The organism is Vreelandella stevensii S18214, from assembly GCF_000275725.1.
GTDB classification, from domain to species: domain Bacteria; phylum Pseudomonadota; class Gammaproteobacteria; order Pseudomonadales; family Halomonadaceae; genus Vreelandella; species Vreelandella stevensii.
The window spans coordinates 64,230-81,312 of sequence record NZ_AJTS01000049.1; the positions used below are offsets into that span (position 1 = coordinate 64,230).

The following is a 17,083-nucleotide window of genomic DNA, read 5'->3' on the forward strand; positions in this document are numbered from 1 at the left end:
GTTAGCTGTGGCTTTGTCAGGGTCAGGGTTTGGCCCGACTGGCCTGCAGGGTGCGTGTCAGCAGAGCACGTAGGGCGGCGGGTTTCACGGGCTTCAGGAGCATGTGGTACCCCGCCCGCTTGATCTCCTCGGCCACGGTTTCGGTGCGGTCAGCGGTGATCACGATGCCCGGCACGGCCCCTTCGAAGCGCTCGCTGAGGGCTTCGAGGGCCATCAGGCCGGTGACTTCGTTATCCAGATGGTAATCCGCCAGAATGGCATCCGGGTCGCCATCCATGTTGCGCAGAATCGACTTGGCCCCTCCGATGCTGGTGGCGGTGAAGACCTCACAGCCCCAGCCGCTCAGCATGGCGGTCATGCCCTCCAGAATCAGGGTTTCATTGTCGATACAGACGATGCGGGTGCCCGCCAGCTTGTTGCCACTGCGGCGATGGCCAGCCTCTTGCTCTATCGGCGCAATCGCCTTGGCCGCCACGATGGGCACGCTCACCGAAAAGACCGTCCCGATGCCTTCCCAGGAGCGTACCTTGATGGGGTGGTCCAGCACGCGACTCATGCGGTCGGCGATGGACAGTCCCAGCCCCAGCCCTTTTTCGCTCTCCTTGTGACGTGACACCTGATCGAGACGACGAAACTCCTGGAAAATCTCGGTGAGCTTGGACTCGGGAATGCCGGGGCCGCTATCCCATACCTCGATCAGCAGCCGCTCGCCCTGGCGGCGGCAGCCCAGCAACACGCGCCCTTCCTGAGTGTAGCGAATGGCGTTGGAGAGGAAGTTCTGCACGATACGGCGCAGCATTTGCGGGTCAGAGTCGACCCACTTCTGGGTGGGGACGACGTCCAGGTCCAGACCGCGGTCGTCGGCCATGACTTCGAACTCGGCCCGCAGCGGGCGGAAGATGTCGGCCAGCGCGAAGTGGCTGCGGCGTGGGGTCAGCGCGCCCGCATCCAACTTGGAGATATCCAGCAGCGTACCCAGCAGCTCTTCGGCGGCCTGCAGCGAGTTGTCGATATGCCCAATGGTGCGCTGGGTATCGCTGGCGGTGACGTTTTGCATCAGCGCCGAGGTAAACAGGCGCGCGGCGTTCAGTGGCTGCAGCAGATCGTGGCTGGCGGCAGCCAAAAAGCGCGTTTTCGAGGCGTTGGCATCCTCGGCCAGCTGCTTGGCCTGGCGCAACGCTTGCTCCGCTTCTGCGCGCACCCGGTTCTCCTGACGCAGGGCGGCATTGGCCTCTGAAAGCGCCTGGGTGCGCTCCCTGACGCGCTCCTCCAGGGTTTCATTGGTCTCCTTGAGCGCAATCTCGGCCTGGCGGCGTTCGGTAATATCCTGATACAGCGCAAAAAAGCCCAGAATCGACTGGCTGTCGCCAAAGTGGGGCGTATAGGTCACCAGCATGTAGCGCATGGCGTCATTGACGCGCATGGAGACTTCGAAGCTGACACGCTCACCGGCCAGCGTTCGCTGTACCCAGGGCAGCCGCTCTTCGGCCTGCTTGACCGGCAGGACGTCTTCATAGCGACGCCCGATGACCGCGTTACGATCGATGCTGAAGGCCTGCTCGTAGGCGCGGTTGGTGAACAGGTAGCGGCTCTCCTTATCGAAGTAGGCAATCAGCGCCGGTACGTTATCGGTGTAGATACGGATATTGTTTTCAGAGCGAATCAGCGCCTCTTCGATGCGCTTTTGCTGGGTAATGTCCTGATAGGTGTAGACGAAGCCGCCCCCAGGCATAGGATTGCCCTGCACTTCCAGCACGCTGCCATCCTGGCGGTAACGCACGTAGCGGTGGGGCTGGCCTGCCCGAATGTTGTCGATCAGCAGCTGGACATGCTCCTCCGGGTCGCCGGGGCCATACTCGCCATTATGGGCGTTGTAACGGAAGATGCGGTCCATGGGGGCGCCGACCCGAATCAGGTGGTCGGGGAAGCGGAACAGCTCCAGATAGCGCTGGTTCCAGACCACCAGCCGCAGATTCTGGTCGACCACGCTGATGCCCTGATTGATGTTTTCGATGGTGGCCTGCAGCAAAGCGCGGTTGAACTCCAGCACCTGGGAGGCTTCATCGACGATGGAGATCACATCGGAAATGCCGATGCCGCGCCCCTGCAGCGCCGAGTTCACCACGATACGCGCCGACGAGGCGCCCAGCACCGACGCCAGGAAGCGTTCGGTGAACTGGATGACGTCGATGGAGGCGCGGGTGCCATCGTCCAGCGGTTTGCCCGCCCGGCGGGCGTAGTCTTCGAAAGCGCGATCCACCTGGCCTGCACCGAGGAAGCGCTCACACAGTACCTTCAAGTCGCCTACCGTGGTCGCGCCCGTCCAGGGGCGGTTCACCGAGGTCTGGCGGGTCTCGACGCTATCGACGAACAGCGACGCCTGAATGCGCTCGACCACGCGCTGGGAGGTGATCTGCGAGACGAAGATATAGCAGAACAGATTGATGCCCAGCGAGAGCATTACCCCGTGGGTGAACGGGTCGCCCAGGTTGAGGCCGAACAGGGCCGTGGGCGAGAGCCACGAGATGCCCAGTGGCCCGCCGAACAGCCATGCCTGGGGCAGCACGCCGGCGTTGATCATGGCCGGCATCAGCAGGCTGTAGGCCCAGATGGCAAAGCCGGCATTCATGCCGATGACGACGCCCAGCCGGTTACCGCGCTTCCAGTACAGCCCACCGATCAAGGCAGGCGCAAATTGTCCGGCCGCGGCAAACGAGAGCATGCCGATGGAGGCCAGCGAGGTGAACTCACCAATCAGCTGATAGAAACCGTAGGCCATGGCCAGCACGGCGATGATGGTCAGGCGGCGAGCGCGCAGCACCAGCCGTCCGTAGTCTCGGGCCTTGGTGTCGAACCAGCGCAGCCGGAACAGGGCCGGAATGACGATTTCATTGGAGATCATGATGGACACCGCCACTGCGGCCACGATAACCATGCCGGTGGCTGCGGAAAAACCGCCAATGAAGGTCAGCAGGGTCAGCCACTGCTGGCCTGAAGCCATGGAGAGCGCCAGCACGTAAGTGTCGGGCTCGACGCCGCTTTCCGAGAACAGCATCAGCCCTGCGGCGGCTAGCGGTACCACGAAGAAGGCAATGGCCAGCAGGTAGAGCGGGAATAGCCAGCGCGACTTGCTGGCGTCGTCCGGGTGAATGTTTTCGACTACCGCCACGTGAAACTGACGTGGCAGGCAGAGGATGGCCAGCATGGCCAGTAGCGTTTGTGCCCAGAAGCTCTGGCCGAAATCCTGGTTGGCCAACTGGCGCTGCAGCTCCAGCTGGCTTTCCGCATGGCCCATCAGCTCTCCCAGCCCGCCGAACATGCCCCAGGTGACGAAGGCCCCCAGCACCAGGAAGGCCAGCAGTTTGACCAGTGACTCGAAGGCGACCGCGTGAATCAGCCCCTCATGGTGCTCGGTGGCATCGGTATGGCGTGTGCCAAACAGGATGGCAAAGATCGCCATGACGATGGCCACATAAAACGCCGTATCGGCAAACAGCGGGGTGTGAGTGATGTCCTGTGCATCGGTCAGCACGCTGAAACTGGTCGAGACGGCTTTTAGCTGCAGGGCGATATAGGGCAGCGTACCGATCAGCGCCACCAGGCTGGCAAAGGCAGCCAGCGACTGCGTCTTGCCGTAACGCGATGCAATGAAGTCGGCGATGGAGGTGACGTTCTGGTGCTTGGCAACGCGAATCATCTTGGCCAGTACCGGCCAGAACAGCAGAAACGTCAGAATTGGCCCGACGAAAATGCTGGCAAACGACCAGCCTGCCGTGGCGGCCTGGCCCACCGCGCCGTAAAACGTCCAGGACGTACAGTAGATCGCCAGCGCCAGGCTGTAGATGATGGGGCGGCGGCGGCTGGCGCCATGGGTGCGCGCCCGGCGGTCGCCGTACCAGGCAATGCCGAACAGCACGGCAATATAGAGTAGTGATACGGCTACCAGCAGCCCGCCGTGAAACATGCTTCTCTCCCTGTCTTGTTATCTGCGCCCCATGCGGCGGTGCGTTCGGTGAGGCTCCATTCTAGGGGAATTGCCCTGCAGCGCCAGTGCTCAAGATGAATGAGCAGGCTCGGCGCAGGCTTGTTCGAGCAGCGTGGAGGAGGTGCGCAACGTGCGGATGCCGGTGATGTCCGGCGAACGGGTGTCGATATCCACCGGCACCAGCTCACGGCTGCTGCAGTTCAATAGGTAGGCCTGGGGAATCACCAGGTCCGTATGGTGGCGCTCGAAGTGGTAGAGCATGAACTCGGCCAGCGTGGCGCCCTCGTGCTGGGTGCGCTGCAGGCTATCGCGGTCGAGCACGCTGAAGCGCGTGGTCATGGGAAACACGAAGGTCCAGGGGCGCCATACTTCGGTGCCGGTACTGCTGTCCACGACCACCGCCGAGACGGGCAACTGCTGCTGCTTGTGATCGAACCAGGAGTACTCCACGTGAATCTGGTAGCTCAGCATGCCGAGTCCGGCAAAGACCGGCACGATCCATTTGGGCAGACGGCGTCCTGACAGGTGGCGCAGTATCAGGGCAATACCCGCCGCCGCCAGGGCGGCGAAGACAGCGGCAATCAAGTGCCAGATCATAACGATGCTTCCTAAAACAGCTCGGGCTTCCCATGGGAAGCCCGATGCGTGATGGGTTCCAGGGCTAGCCCGTTGGCTAGCCAGGAACGATTATGGCTTAGTGATCGACAGCGGCACCAGCCCCTTTCGGGTAACGCACACTCTCGACAAGCTCCTGAATCTCCTTGGGCGGCGCTGCCGTGACGCTGGAGACAGCGAAGGCGACCGCAAAGTTGATCAGTGCGCCGACGGCACCGAAGGAGAGCGGTGAAATGCCGAGGAACCAGTTGTCAGGCGTGTTCGGCAGCATGTTGGTACCGGGGATGAAGAACCAGCCCAGGTAGGTGAAGATGTACAGCAGGGTAGCCACGAGGCCCGCCAGCATGCCGCAGATTGCGCCAGCGCTGTTCATGCGGGTGGAGAAGATACCCATCATCAGCACGGGGAACAGCGAGGCTGCCGCGATACCGAAGGCCAGGGCGACCGTCTGTGCCGCAAACCCGGGAGGGTTCAAGCCCAGATAGGTGGCCAGCAGAATGGCACCCCCCATCGAGATCCGTGCCGCCAGCATCTCGTTTTTCTCGGAAATGTTGGGGTTGATGGTGTTCTTGATCAAGTCATGACTGATGGCCGAGGAGATCGCCAACAGCAAGCCTGCGGCCGTGGAAAGGGCTGCGGCGATACCCCCTGCCGCGATCAAACCGATGACCCAGCCGGGCAGGTTGGCAATCTCCGGGTTGGCCAGTACCAGAATGTCATTGTTGACGTTCAGCTCGTTGCCTTCCCAGCCGCGTGCTTCGGCGGTGGCTGCAAACTCCGTGTTGGTGTCGTTGTAGAACTGGATACGGCCATCGTTGTTCAAGTCATTGAAGGTGATGAGGCCGGTATCTTCCCAGGTTCTGAACCAGGTGGGACGGTCTTCGTACAGCAGAGGCTCGGCCGCTGCCATTTCGTAATCCTCTACCTGTCCGGTCATCTCGGGATAGACGGTGGTCATCAGGTTCAGACGTGCCATGGAGGCCACCGCAGGCGCGGTGAGGTAGAGCAGGGCGATAAACACCAATGCCCAGCCAGCCGACCAGCGCGCGTCAGCCACCTTGGGCACCGTGAAGAAGCGAATGATGACGTGGGGAAGACCCGCCGTACCGATCATCAACGACAGGGTGAACAGCACCATGTTCAGCTTGTTGTCCACATCCGCCGTATAGTCCTGGAAGCCTAGTGCATTGACCACATCATCCAGCTTTTGCAGCAGCGGTACGCCCGACTCGGTGTGGGTGCTGAACATGCCGAACATCGGGATCGGGTTGCCGGTCAGCTGCATGGCGATGAACACCGCCGGAATGGTGTAGGCCACGATCAGTACGATGTACTGAGCCACCTGGGTGTAGGTGATGCCTTTCATGCCGCCAAACACGGCGTACAGGAAAACGATAGCTGCGGCGATCCAGATACCCCAGGTGCTGGGCACTTCGAGGAAGCGAGAGAACGCCACACCAGCGCCGGTCATCTGGCCGATAACGTAGGTCACTGACGCGATGATCAGACACACCACCGCTACCACGCGGGCGGTGCGGCTGTAGAAGCGCTCACCGATGAAGTCCGGCACGGTAAACTTGCCGAACTTGCGCAGGTAAGGTGCCAGCAGCATCGCCAGGATAACGAAGCCGCCCGTCCAACCCATCAGGAAGGTGGAGTTGGCGTAGCCACCCGAGGCAATCAGGCCTGCCATGGAGATGAACGACGCGGCAGACATCCAGTCGGCGGCCGTGGCCATACCGTTGGTCACGGGGTGAACACCTCCCCCCGCCACGTAGAAGTCCTTGGTAGACCCGGCCCGCGCCCATATCGCAATGCCGATATAGAGCGCGAACGATGCGCCTACGAACAGAAGGTTAATGGCAAATTGGCTCATGCTTGCTTACTCCCCCAGGCCAAATTTCTTGTCGAGCTGATTCATTCTCCAGGCATAGAAGAAAATCAGGCCGATAAAGGTAAGAATGGAGCCTTGCTGAGCGAACCAGAAGCCCAGGTCCGTACCGCCAACGGGAATGCTGGCCAGCAGGGGGCGGAAGAGGATGGCGCATCCGTAAGAGACGAAGGCCCAAACGATCATGCACCCGAAGATCAGGCGTACGTTGGCCTTCCAGTACTCAGCAGCATTGGTCTTGTCGTCTGCCATTGTGTTGCTCTCCAGTTGTGATTTTTAGGGTTGGAAAGTGAACTCAAGATAGCGTGTGATCCATCAGGGCAACGTAGACAAGAGATCCTGTCGGTGGTGGATTCCTTGAATGGCGTTACCAGGCACGTCACCTTATTATTGTTAAGCCGTCAGCGTTGAGGTGTTCTCGAGTGGTTGTCAGCGGCTCTGGATACATGGCTAGGGTGGTGTGCTTTAACCCTGTATGACTCACTAATAATACTGGGCAATAAATACAAAAAATAAATCCCAGACTTTGGTATCACGTCTTGGTAAGGGCTTTTTTTGAACCTGTGTTGTTTTTATATCTTACTGTTTTTTAGAGGATAAGCGACCTTTTTTGCAAGCTGGGGTATGACGATAGGACAATGGTCTATGGCTCTGGCTAAACCAATGTTTGCTACCTTGGTAAAAGTGACCAAAGAGCGTTAAGAGAGAGTAAAAGGCGCGACTTTAGTCGCTAAACAAAAGTCGTTAAGACGTTAGCGTTATAGCAGAAAGTAGTAGGGTATAAAGCGGGTCAAAGAGAGTGACAGGTTAATAATAATCACAAAAGCCATTGCGTGGCGCGAGACAAGGCGCTTGATCGAGGTTGCTACATGGTAGAAGTAGAGCTGTCTCAACTGCCCTTCACCCTGCTGGACGAGGAGGGTCGGGATCACGTGCGCCGGGGCATGGACCTGGCCTATTTCGAACGTGATGAGGTCATTCTGGAAATGGGCCAGCCTGGCGCCTCGGTGTTTCTGATTCACAAGGGCGAGGTGGCCGAGCTGGACCCCTCGCTGCCGGCTGCCAGTGCGCGTATCGGCCACTATACGGCGGGTGATCTGTTTGGTGCGATCAGCATCCTGAATGGCAAGAGCCGCTACCGCTTTCAGGCCGAAGACGAGTGCCTGTGTTACGTCATGCCCAAGGCGCTGTTCAGCCAGCTGTGTCGGCACTACCCGGCGTTCGAGCAATTCTTCAAACAGTCGCTGTCTCACAAGGCGCGCCTGTTGACCGAAAAGCGTGCCGATGGGGGAGTCACCATGGCAGGGTTCATGTTGGCCCGGGTGAGCGAGTGCATGCGTTTGCCGCTGATGATGGATGCCCAGGCCTCTGTTCAACAGGCCGTCCAACAGTTGAAAGATAGCCATGCCGACAGCCTGCTGGTGGCCACCGACGACGGGCCGGGCATGGTCACCAAGACGGACCTGCTAAATGGCCTGGTGCTCGAAAACGCCTCGTTGGAGACCCCGGTGGCGTCACTGGCCAATCGGTCACTGGTCACCGTTGCTCCTGGGCAGTACCTGTTTGATGCCTTGATCACCATGACCCGCCATCAGGTCTCGCGGGTGGTGGTGATGGAAGAGGATCAGGTGCAAGGGGTGGTGGAGCTGACGGATGTATTGGGGTTCTTCTCTAGCCGTAGCTATGTGGTGAGCTTGCAAGTGGAGCAAGCCGATAGCCTGCCTGCCCTGGCATCGGCCAGTCAGCGCACGCCCGAGCTGGTCAAGGCGCTCATGGCCCAGGGGGTCAAGCTGCGTTTTGCCATGGACCTGCTGGCCGCGTTGAATGGCCGCATCATGAGCAAGGCGTGGACCTTGACCGTGCCCGAGCAGTACCACCCGCAAAGCTGCCTGATGGTCATGGGCAGTGAGGGGCGTGGCGAGCAGATTCTCAAAACCGATCAGGACAACGGGCTGATCCTGGCTGACGATTGCCAGTGGCCGGACGTGGCCGAGTGCATGAACACCTTGTCAGAGACGCTGGTGCAGCTGGGCTACCCGCCGTGCCCTGGCAATATCATGGTGTGTAACCCTGAGTGGGTGGGCACGGTGTCGACGTGGGAGTCGAACATCGCCAGGTGGGTGTCGGCCCGGGATGGCGACAGTCTGATGAAGCTGGCCATTTTGCTGGATGCCCACGGCGTCGCGGGCAACCCCGCGCTGCTGGACCGTGTGCGCGAGGCGCTGTTTGCGCGCTGTTCCCATGATGAGCTGCTGCTCTCCTATTTCGCCCGCGCGGCGCTGCGTTTCTCGACGCCGTTGACGCTGTTTGGCTCGCTGAAAAAGCCCCAGCACGGCATCGATATCAAGAAAGGCGGCATTTTTCCGATTGTTCATGGAGTGCGCACCATGGCGCTGGAGCGGCGCATCAAGGCGACCTCTACGCTGGATCGGCTCGATGCCTTGGCCGCTGATGGCCGTCTGGACCGCCGCTTTGCCGACGACCTGGGTGAGGCGCTGGCGCTGTTTACCGAGCTGCGTCTGAAGCAGCAGTTGCAGGAGCTGAAAAGCGCGGGCGCCCGCGATGCCGATACCGGCAAACGCACCAACCGGGTCGTGGTCCAGGAGCTTTCATCGCTGGAGCGCGACCTGCTGCGCGAAGCGCTGCACATCGTCAAGGACTTCAAGCAGCGGCTTTCCCATCGTTATCATCTGGAGTATTCGTGAGCGGAATGCGGCTATTGGATAGGCACGTGGGTCTCTTGAGCGGTTCACTGAGAACCCTGGTGCAGCGTGAAAGCGATCGACGGCGGTTCGCGGACACGCCGCATGGCTGGCTATTTCAGCCCTATATGGGCGAAGAAGCCGTGGCGTTGGCGTGTCGTGAAAGCCAGGCTCGCCCGGGCGAGCTGCGCGTGGCCGCTGTCGTATTGACGCCGCGCCGGGTGTTGACCAGCCATGCCTGGAGCGACACGCTGACCACGAAAGGCGAACACATGCCTCATCGTCAGGAGCGAGACGACGCATCTGCTTCGTCAGTTGACTCGGGAGCTCGGATCGAAGCGCTGGCGGAGTTTATCGGTAATCGGCCCGTGGTGGGGTGGCAGTTGGATGCCCTGCTGGCGCCGCTTGGCCGGATGTTCAAGGCCTCGCTGGGGTTTGGGCTACCCAATGCTCAGGTCGACCTGGCCAGGCTGCACGCTCGTCAGCTACGCCGTTTGCATCCCCAGGCGGAGGTCGGCCCGAGCATCAACGAAGCGCTGTCATGCTGGTCTCTGCCGCTGGCCTGGCCCTCGGTGCATAGCGAGGCCACGGCGGCGGCGCTGCTCTATCAACGCCTGCAGAGTGAGCGCCTTTTCACGGTGTGAGCCGACGCGCTGCCGCTCGGTGTGGCCAGAGGCCGACGATGGGTTTGTATTGGGTCGCGCCTGCGAGTCTTGTAGAATAGCCGCTGCTCCTTCACCCATCGGCAGTACAACGACCATGTTATCACCTGATTTTTTCGACCCCTCCTCGGCGACGCGTGCCACCAAAGCGGCGTCTGAACAGCAGCCTGAACTTCAGGATGCCAAACAGAAGCGCGAATTCAACAAGTTGCAGAAGCGTCTTCGTCGTGAAGTGGGCAACGCCATCATCGATTACAACATGATCGATGAGGGGGATCGGGTCATGGTATGCCTGTCGGGCGGCAAGGACAGCTACACCATGCTGGAAATCCTGCGCAATCTGCAGCGCAATGCGCCGGTCAACTTTTCCCTGGTGGCGGTCAACCTCGACCAGAAACAGCCGGGCTTTCCCGAGCACGTGCTGCCCCGTTACCTGGATCAGCTGGGTGTGGAGTACCACATTCTGGAGCGGGATACCTATTCGGTGGTGAAGGAGAAAACCCCAGAAGGCAAGACCACCTGCGCGCTCTGCTCGCGACTGCGTCGCGGGTCGCTCTACGGGTTTGCCGAGGAGATCGGCGCCAACAAGATTGCCCTGGGCCACCACCGGGAAGACATCCTCGAGACGCTGTTTCTCAACATGTTCTTTGGCGGAACCCTGAAGGCCATGCCGCCCAAGCTGCTGTCCGACGACGGCAAGAACATCGTGATCCGCCCCTTGGCCTACTGCAAGGAAGCGGACATTGCCGAGTTCTCACGGCTGATGGAGTTTCCGATCATTCCCTGCAACCTGTGCGGGTCGCAGCCCAATATGCAGCGTCAGATCGTCAAGGACATGCTGGCCGAATGGGACAAGAAGCACCCGGGGCGGCTGGAGAGCATGTTCAAGGCCGTCACCAATGTAGCGCCTTCCCAGTTGGCCGACCGGGCGCTGTTCGACTTCGTCGGGCTGGAAGCCAAACAGGCGGCGCTGATGGAAGGGCGGATTCAGGCGTTCAACGTGAGCTGATTGCCTGCTCCTCTTCTTCGGCCAGGGTGATGAGCCGCTGCAGGTCGAGAATATTGACCTCTCGGCCCGAGACGGCCACTACGTTCTGTTGCTGAAAGCGGCTCAGGATACGGCTGACGGTTTCGACGGCCAGCCCCAGGTAGTTCCCCATGTCGGCGCGAGACATGGAGAGCCGGAAGCTGTAGGGCGAGTAGCCGCGTCTCCGGAAGCGATCAGAGAGGGTAATCAGGAAGCTGGCCAGCCGCTGGTCGGCGGTCTTGCGCGATAGCAGGCGCATCATGCGCCGATCATCACGCAGCTCTTTGCTCATGCTGCGGTAAAGCTGGCCGCGCAGCTCCGGCAGCTCTTCCGATAGGGTGTCCAGGCGGTCGAAAGGAATCTCGCACACCGTGGTGGTTTCCAGGGCGATCACGCTGCCGGGATACTGCTCTTCATCGATACCATCCAACCCCACCAGCTCGCTGGGCAGATAGAAGTTGGTCAACTGATCGTTGCCGTTGCCTTCGCTGGTCACCTGTTTCAGGCTGCCGGAACGTACCGCATAGACGCTGGTGAACGCATCGCCCTGGCGAAACAGCGGTTCGCCCTTCTTGAGCGGTGCGCGGCGGCGGATGATGGCGTCGAACTGGCTCATATCCTCCAGCTCCAGGGCGAGCGGTAGGCACAGCGAGCTGAGGCTGCAGGTCTGGCAGCGCGCCTCTTGCAGCAGTGAACGTCGTTGGCTGGCAGGATATGGCATGTTGTTCTCCCTTTTCATTAGCCATCATAGGGTCAGGGGGTGGATGTCTCAAGGTGCCGTTTATACGATCTTCGAGTAACGCTGGGAGGGTTGCCCCGGCAGGCGCGCATCGAACGCCATGGCCAGGTGGCGAATCAGCAGCCGCCCGGTCGGTGTTGCCCGCAGGCGGTTCCCTTCGCGCTGCAGCAGGCCATCCCGCTCGGCGGGCTGCAGGCGCTCCAGCGCGCTGGCGAAGTAGGCGGGCGCGTCGATGTGCCAACGTTGGCCAACGCTGGCCAGGTCAATTTCCATATCGCACATCAGGCGCTCGATGACGTCTCTCCGTATTAGGTCGTCCTTATTTAAACGTACTCCTTTGACGGTTGCCAGCCGACCTTCATCCAATGCCGCTTCATAAGCGGCCAGCTGGGTGGGGTTCTGGGCATACAGATCATCGATACGGGAAATGGCCGAAACGCCCAGGCCAATCAGGTCGCACTGGGCGTGGCTGGAGTAGCCTTGGAAGTTACGCTGCAGAGTGCCCTGGCGCTGGGCCTGGGCGAGGCTGTCGTCCGGGCGGGCAAAGTGGTCCATGCCGATATGCACGTAGCCTGCCTGAGTGAGCATCTCGATGGTGGTGCGCAGGATCGCCAGCTTCTCGTCGGCGCTGGGCAGGTCTGTTTCGCTGATGCGCCGCTGGGGGGCAAAGCGGCTGGGCATGTGGGCGTAATTGAACACCGACAAGCGGGCCGGGTTGAGGTCGATGACCTGGCCAAGCGTGTCGGCAAAGCTCTGCTCGGTCTGAAACGGTAGCCCGTAAATCAGATCCAGATTGAGGGAACGAAAGCCCAGCCGATGCGCTTCGTCCATCAGGGTTTCGGTCATGACCTTGGGCTGCACGCGGTTGATGGCCGCCTGCACCCTGGGGTTCAGGTCCTGGACGCCCAGGCTGAGGCGATTGAAACCCAGCGACTGCAGGTGGCGCAGGGTAAAGACATCCGCTTCGCGGGGGTCGATCTCGATGGCGTAATCGCGGTCAGGAGCGTTGGAGAGCCCAAATCTCGCGTCCAACCTGTCTACCAGGTCGCTCATTTGCGCCAGGGTCAGGAACGTTGGGGTGCCACCGCCCCAGTGCAGTTGCTGCACGGGCCGCCGAGTATCCAGATGGCGCGAGGTCAGCACCATTTCACGATCGAGGCGCGATAAGTAGGGTTCGGCCAGCTGGGTGTTCTTGGTGGCGATCTTGTTGCAGGCGCAGTAAAAGCAGATCTTGCGGCAAAAGGGCACGTGCACGTACAGGGAGAGCGGCCGTTGGCTGGCATTGCTGCGCGCCAGGGCTTCAGTGACGTCGTCGGCACCGATGTCTGCGTCAAAGGAGAGTGCCGTAGGGTAGGACGTATAGCGTGGGCCGCTGGTGTCGTAACGGCGCAGCAGGGCCTCGTCCCAGGCAGGGGTCTCGGCCGCTGCGAGGTGAGGAGGTACGGTGGCAGCAGAGGCAAGGGGCATGAAGAGACGCTCCGTGGTAACAGGGCAAAGTAGCCAGGTGGTGGGCCACCGGCCGACATATGCCTGCATGCTAAGGCATCGAAGCGGGCAAAGCGTTGAGCTATATCAAGCTATGGGTGGAGGGCCGTCGGCAGCAGCGACCACAGTTGCCACAGGGCAAAGCCGATGATGGTCAAGGCGGCCACGGTACGCGTGGCGGGGTGGCGAATGAGCTGGCCCATCTGGCGCGCCGCCAGGCCGGTGGCCAGCAGGGCTGGCAGGGTGCCCAGTCCGAAGGCACCCATCAGCAACGCGCCCTGCTGCGGGTCGGCCGTGGCCAGGCTCCAGGCCAGCATGGAGTACACCAGCCCACAGGGTAGCCAGCCCCAGATCGCGCCCAGGGCGAAGGCCTGGGGTAGGTGCACGACGGGCATCAACCGTCGGCCCAGAGGTTCGAGATAGCGCCACAGGTAGCGCCCGGCGGCCTCGACTCGGAGCAGGCCTTTCCACCAGTTGGCGATGTACAGCGCCATCAGAATCAGCATGACCGCCGCCACCACCTGAAGGCCCACTCGGGCGGCTGGGGAGAGTGCGACCAGCGTGCCCAGCGCGGCTACCAGCGCACCGGCCACCATGTAGCTGAGAATGCGCCCCAGGTTGTAGCTCAACAGCAGCCCGCCCAGACGAGCAGGGTGGCGCATGCTGGGCGGCACGGCGAAGGTGAGGGCGCTCATGATGCCACCGCACATGCCGATGCAGTGCGCCCCGCCCATGAGGCCAAATACCCAGGCCGCCAGCAGCGGCGGCAGGTCCAGCCCGGTCGGGTTCATGGCGGGGGCTCTTGGTCGCGAGGCGGCCTGGCCCTGTTTTTTCGCTCGGCGCGCTGTTCAGGCGTCAGGTCGTTTTCGTCGTCATCGAACAGGATGCGGTGGGCAGGGCCTTCCAGGTCTTCGAACTGGTCGTGCTTCACCGCCCAGAAGAAGGCCCAGACCGCAAGGCCGAGCAGGATCAGCGATAGCGGAATCAACAGGTACAGAATGCTCATGCAGTCACCGGTTTGGCGGGGGCGATGCTGGGGGGTGGAGCACTGCGCCAACGCGATAGACGCAAGGCGTTGCCCACCACCACCAGCGAGCTCAACGACATGCCGATGGCGGCCAGCCAGGGCGGAATGAGCCCCATGGCGGCCAGCGGCAAGGCCGAGAAGTTATAGCACACCGACCAGATCATGTTTTGCCGCATGATGCGGCGGGTGGCCTGGGCAATATCCACGGCATCGTGGATGCGCATCAGGCGCGGGCTCATCAGTACCGCATCGGCGCGGGTACGCGCCAGGTCGGTGGCACCGTTCATGGCAATCGCGATATCGGCCCCGGCCAGCACGGGCACATCGTTGATGCCATCGCCAATCATTACCACTCGTTCGCCCTGGGCCTGCAGATCGCGCAGCCGGTTCAGCTTGTCCTCAGGGGACTGGCCCGCGTGCCAGGTCTCTATATTGAGCTGATCGGCCAGGCTTTCCACGGCTTCCCGGGTATCCCCGGAGAGCAGCTCCACCGCCAGACCGCGTGCTTGCAGGGCCGCCACGGTTTGCGCGGCGTCTTCCCGAATGCCGTCATGCAGCTTGAACCAGGCGCGCGGCTGGTGATCTTCGCTCAGCAGCAGCCACTGCCCGCTGTCCGGCACCGCGATGCTTTGCTGGCTGGCGAAGTCGGGTTTGCCCAACCGCCAGACGGCTCCATCGAGGGTGCCCTCGAGGCCGCTACCGGTATGGCTCTTCACATGGCGAGCCTGAAGCGTGGCATCGCGGAAGGGGCGGAAGGCGCGGGCGATAGGGTGCTCGGAGTGGGCCTCCAGCGCGGCGGCAATGGCGCGTAGATGCTCGCTATCGTGATGCCCCTGCGGCTGGGTCTGGGTGAGCTGCATTTCACCGCGGGTCAGCGTGCCGGTCTTGTCGAAGATGACGCGGGTAACGTTGGACAGCGACTCGATGGCATCGGCGCGAGTAATCAGCACGCCCCGCTGGCGCAGCTGGCCGTGGCCGGCGGTCAGCGCCGTGGGCGTGGCCAGAGCCAGTGCACAGGGGCAGGTGACCACCAGCACCGACAGCATGATCCAGAGCACTCTCGACGGGTCGATGATCCACCAGGCGACCGTCACACAGACCGTCACCAGCAGTAGCCGAAGAACGAACAGGTGGGCCATGCGGGCGGCCATTTGCGCCAGGCGGGGTCGGCTGGCAAAGGCGCGGTCGGTCAGGTCGACGATGCCCGCTACCCGAGCCGTATTTCCAGGGTGGGTGACGCGCATGGTCAGCGGGTTTTCCATGTTCTGGCTGCCGCCCACCACGCTATCGCCGATACGCCGGGTCACCGGCAAGTACTCGCCGGTCAGCATGGATTCGTCGAGGCTGGATTCGCCCTCTTCGATCACGCCATCGGCAGGGACGCCGTGGCCAGGCTTGATCAAGACGCGGTCGCCAATCGCCAGTTCGCTGGCGGGCAGAATACGCTCACTGCCATCCGCCTCCAGACGAATGGCCGAGACCGGCAGTACGCCGCTCAGCGCATTGCCGCTATGTCCGCTACGGCGCCGCGCGCGGCCCTCCACGTAGCGGCCAAACAGCAGAAAGAAGGTGAACATGGCCACGGAGTCGAAATACACCTCGCCGACATCGAACAGCACCGCATAGCTGCTGGCCAGGTAGGCACCGCCAATGGCCAGCGAGACCGGCACATCCATGCCCAGTACACCGCTCTTCAGATCGCGCAGGGCATTGCGGAAAAAGGGCTGTGCCGAAAACAGCACCACTGGCGTTGCCAGCGCAAACGAGAGCCAGTGGAACAGGGCATAGAAGTCGGCGCTCAGCTCCCCGGGGCCCGACACATAGATCGGTATCGAGAACATCATCACCTGCATCATGCCCACGGCGGCCACGATCAGACGGCGCACGTTCATGCGCTCTTCGTGCTGCAGGCGCGCCTGGGCCTGATCGGGCTCGTAGGGCTGGGCGTCGTAGCCAATGCTGGCCAGCTCGGCAAACAGCTGGGAGAGCTTGATGCGTGCCGGGTCCCAGCACACGCGCAGGCGGTGGTGAGACAGGTTGACCGCGCTGGAGCTGACGCCTTCCAGGGCGTTCAGGCGGTGTTCGATGAGCCAGGCGCAGGCGGCGCAGGTAATCCCCTCTACGGCCAGGGTTGCCCGCAGGTGGCCGTCATCACCTTCCGGGTGGGTGAACTGGGCCTGCAGCGCCGGGTCGTCGAACACCGACCAGGTCTCTGCTTTGCTGGCCTGACGCTCGTCGGGACGCTCCGGCAGCTCGGTGCGGTAGCGGTAGTAGCTCTCCAGGCCGCCTTCCACGATGGCGTGGGCGACGGCTTCGCAGCCGGGGCAGCAAAGCGGCTGGGGCGCTTCGTCAATGACGATTTTCCACGGTGCCCCATCAGGCACCGCGTTGCCGCAGTGGTAGCAGCTGGCTAGAGGTGCAGTACTCATTCGCTCTGCGTGCGGCCTCCGGGTAGAAGGGCGACACTCTCTTCATTGGGGAAGCGCGCCTCACCGATCAGCCGCCAGTCGGCGTCGGTTTGCTGGGGTTGCAGCTGAATGTACCAGCGGTAGCGCAGGTTGTCGGGGCCCTGGGTGATGTAGCGGCCTTCGCGCACGTGCTGCAGCACGAACTCCTGATCACGGTCATCCTGGGTCGGGAAGATCAGCGTCAGGTAGAGGGTCTCCGGGCGGTCGTCGCCGGTCAGGTCCAGCACGATATCGCTGGTGAGCGGATCAATGCGCAGCTCGGCGGAAAGCCCCAGCTCGTTGGCACGCTCCTGCTTGGCCAAAATCATGTTGATGGCCTTGCCGTGTTCGTAGTAATCCTCCTGGACCACCATGCCGTCGGCGGTCTTGACCGACAGTACGGCAAAGGTGGTGCTGACCACGATGGACGAGGAGAGCAGTGCCAGCAGGAACCATGGCCAGAACTGCTTGTACCAGGGCTGAATCGGGGTGTTGGACATGGG

13 protein-coding genes are annotated in these 17,083 nt (G+C 61.9%); 3 read left to right on the forward strand and 10 right to left on the reverse strand.

The genetic code is table 11. The features are described from left to right. Nucleotides 1-22: 22 nt before the first annotated feature. The 4 genes from HSS18214_RS0115425 to HSS18214_RS0115440 form a co-directional block, all read right to left on the reverse strand. Nucleotides 23-3,964 carry a hybrid sensor histidine kinase/response regulator gene (locus tag HSS18214_RS0115425; protein ID WP_016916172.1) on the reverse strand — a complete coding sequence of 1,314 codons (3,942 nt, stop codon included), beginning with the start codon at nt 3,962-3,964 and terminating at the stop codon, nt 23-25. A gap of 90 nt (nt 3,965-4,054) precedes the next feature. After that, nucleotides 4,055-4,582: a hypothetical protein gene (locus HSS18214_RS0115430; RefSeq protein WP_016916173.1), complete on the reverse strand. Its 528-nt coding sequence runs from the start codon at nt 4,580-4,582 to the stop codon at nt 4,055-4,057. Nucleotides 4,583-4,679: 97 nt separating this feature from the next. After that, the gene (locus tag HSS18214_RS0115435) at nt 4,680-6,476 is read right to left on the reverse strand and encodes a sodium:solute symporter family protein (RefSeq protein WP_016916174.1); all 1,797 of its coding nucleotides are present in this window, start codon (nt 6,474-6,476) and stop codon (nt 4,680-4,682) included. 6 nt (nt 6,477-6,482) lie between these two features. Then, the gene (locus HSS18214_RS0115440; RefSeq protein WP_016916175.1) at nt 6,483-6,743 is read right to left on the reverse strand and encodes a DUF4212 domain-containing protein; all 261 of its coding nucleotides are present in this window, start codon (nt 6,741-6,743) and stop codon (nt 6,483-6,485) included. A 617-nt stretch (nt 6,744-7,360) separates the two neighbouring features. Here HSS18214_RS0115440 and HSS18214_RS0115445 point away from each other — a divergent pair. The 3 genes from HSS18214_RS0115445 (at nt 7,361) to ttcA (ending at nt 10,864) form a co-directional block, all read left to right on the forward strand. After that, nucleotides 7,361-9,196 (forward strand): DUF294 nucleotidyltransferase-like domain-containing protein, encoded by a 1,836-nt coding sequence (locus HSS18214_RS0115445; protein WP_016916176.1) that lies wholly within the window; start codon nt 7,361-7,363, stop codon nt 9,194-9,196. 26 nt (nt 9,197-9,222) lie between these two features. Further along, nucleotides 9,223-9,837 carry a 3'-5' exonuclease family protein gene (locus tag HSS18214_RS0115450; RefSeq protein WP_237718639.1) on the forward strand — a complete coding sequence of 205 codons (615 nt, stop codon included), beginning with the start codon at nt 9,223-9,225 and terminating at the stop codon, nt 9,835-9,837. 115 nt (nt 9,838-9,952) lie between these two features. Beyond that, the gene (gene ttcA, locus HSS18214_RS0115455) at nt 9,953-10,864 is read left to right on the forward strand and encodes a tRNA 2-thiocytidine(32) synthetase TtcA (RefSeq protein WP_016916178.1); all 912 of its coding nucleotides are present in this window, start codon (nt 9,953-9,955) and stop codon (nt 10,862-10,864) included. Here ttcA and fnr read toward each other — a convergent pair. The 6 genes from fnr to HSS18214_RS0115485 all read right to left on the reverse strand — a co-directional run bounded on the left by fnr (nt 10,851) and on the right by HSS18214_RS0115485 (nt 17,080). Next, nucleotides 10,851-11,603, reverse strand: a complete 753-nt coding sequence (gene fnr / locus HSS18214_RS0115460; RefSeq protein WP_016916179.1) for a fumarate/nitrate reduction transcriptional regulator Fnr — start codon at nt 11,601-11,603, stop codon at nt 10,851-10,853. The genes ttcA and fnr overlap by 14 nt on opposite strands. 60 nt (nt 11,604-11,663) lie before the next feature. Further along, nucleotides 11,664-13,088, reverse strand: coding sequence for an oxygen-independent coproporphyrinogen III oxidase (gene hemN, locus HSS18214_RS0115465; RefSeq protein ID WP_016916180.1), 1,425 nt, complete (start codon nt 13,086-13,088; stop codon nt 11,664-11,666). A gap of 110 nt (nt 13,089-13,198) precedes the next feature. Beyond that, nucleotides 13,199-13,897 (reverse strand): sulfite exporter TauE/SafE family protein, encoded by a 699-nt coding sequence (locus HSS18214_RS0115470; RefSeq protein ID WP_016916181.1) that lies wholly within the window; start codon nt 13,895-13,897, stop codon nt 13,199-13,201. Then, nucleotides 13,894-14,112, reverse strand: a complete 219-nt coding sequence (gene ccoS / locus HSS18214_RS0115475; protein ID WP_016916182.1) for a cbb3-type cytochrome oxidase assembly protein CcoS — start codon at nt 14,110-14,112, stop codon at nt 13,894-13,896. Before ccoS ends, HSS18214_RS0115470 begins: the two co-directional genes overlap by 4 nt. Further along, nucleotides 14,109-16,562, reverse strand: a complete 2,454-nt coding sequence (locus HSS18214_RS0115480; protein ID WP_016916183.1) for a heavy metal translocating P-type ATPase — start codon at nt 16,560-16,562, stop codon at nt 14,109-14,111. The genes ccoS and HSS18214_RS0115480 overlap by 4 nt, the downstream gene beginning before the upstream one ends. Continuing rightward, nucleotides 16,559-17,080, reverse strand: a complete 522-nt coding sequence (locus HSS18214_RS0115485) for a FixH family protein (RefSeq protein ID WP_016916184.1) — start codon at nt 17,078-17,080, stop codon at nt 16,559-16,561. Before HSS18214_RS0115485 ends, HSS18214_RS0115480 begins: the two co-directional genes overlap by 4 nt. Between the last annotated feature and the right edge of the window lie 3 nt (nt 17,081-17,083).

Excerpts from the sequence above, each read along its gene's own strand:
- ttcA (WP_016916178.1), top strand. The coding sequence starts at position 9,953 with ATGTTATCACCTGATTTTTTCGACCCCTCCTCGGCGACGCGTGCCACC.
- HSS18214_RS0115470 (WP_016916181.1), bottom strand. The coding sequence starts at position 13,897 with ATGAACCCGACCGGGCTGGACCTGCCGCCGCTGCTGGCGGCCTGGGTA.
- HSS18214_RS0115430 (WP_016916173.1), bottom strand. The coding sequence starts at position 4,582 with ATGATCTGGCACTTGATTGCCGCTGTCTTCGCCGCCCTGGCGGCGGCG.
- HSS18214_RS0115435 (WP_016916174.1), bottom strand. The coding sequence starts at position 6,476 with ATGAGCCAATTTGCCATTAACCTTCTGTTCGTAGGCGCATCGTTCGCG.
- ccoS (WP_016916182.1), bottom strand. The coding sequence starts at position 14,112 with ATGAGCATTCTGTACCTGTTGATTCCGCTATCGCTGATCCTGCTCGGC.
- HSS18214_RS0115425 (WP_016916172.1), bottom strand. The coding sequence starts at position 3,964 with ATGTTTCACGGCGGGCTGCTGGTAGCCGTATCACTACTCTATATTGCC.
- HSS18214_RS0115485 (WP_016916184.1), bottom strand. The coding sequence starts at position 17,080 with ATGTCCAACACCCCGATTCAGCCCTGGTACAAGCAGTTCTGGCCATGG.
- fnr (WP_016916179.1), bottom strand. The coding sequence starts at position 11,603 with ATGCCATATCCTGCCAGCCAACGACGTTCACTGCTGCAAGAGGCGCGC.
- HSS18214_RS0115480 (WP_016916183.1), bottom strand. The coding sequence starts at position 16,562 with ATGAGTACTGCACCTCTAGCCAGCTGCTACCACTGCGGCAACGCGGTG.
- hemN (WP_016916180.1), bottom strand. The coding sequence starts at position 13,088 with ATGCCCCTTGCCTCTGCTGCCACCGTACCTCCTCACCTCGCAGCGGCC.
- HSS18214_RS0115445 (WP_016916176.1), top strand. The coding sequence starts at position 7,361 with ATGGTAGAAGTAGAGCTGTCTCAACTGCCCTTCACCCTGCTGGACGAG.
- HSS18214_RS0115440 (WP_016916175.1), bottom strand. The coding sequence starts at position 6,743 with ATGGCAGACGACAAGACCAATGCTGCTGAGTACTGGAAGGCCAACGTA.